This is a genomic window from Streptomyces sp. M-16, from assembly GCF_052114405.1.
Lineage (GTDB): Bacteria > Actinomycetota > Actinomycetes > Streptomycetales > Streptomycetaceae > Streptomyces.
Genome location: NZ_JBFRER010000366.1, coordinates 1 through 357 on the forward strand (window position 1 = coordinate 1; position 357 = coordinate 357).

The 357-nt window shown below is 69.9% G+C and carries 1 protein-coding gene; it reads right to left on the reverse strand.

The window, feature by feature from the left end:
• Positions 1-357: hypothetical protein (locus tag AB4039_RS42590; RefSeq protein WP_442273358.1), on the reverse strand; the 357-nt coding region annotated here is incomplete at both ends.

The window sequence follows — 357 nt, forward strand, 5'->3', positions numbered from 1 at the left end:
GCCGCATCGCCTCGACCATCTTGATGATCCCGCCCACCCCGGCCGCCGCCTGCGTGTGCCCGATGTTCGACTTCAACGACCCCAACCACAGAGGCCGGCCGGCCGGACGACCCCGCCCGTACGTCTCCACCAACGCCTGCGCCTCGATCGGATCACCCAACCGCGTCCCCGTACCRTGCGCCTCCACCACATCCACGTCAGCCGCCGACAACCCCGCACCCGCCAACGCCTGCTCGATCACCCGCCGCTGCGCCGGACCGTTCGGAGCCGTCAGACCATTCGAAGCACCGTCCTGATTCACCGCCGATCCCCGCACCACCGCCAACACCGGATGCCCACGACGCCGGGCATCCGACA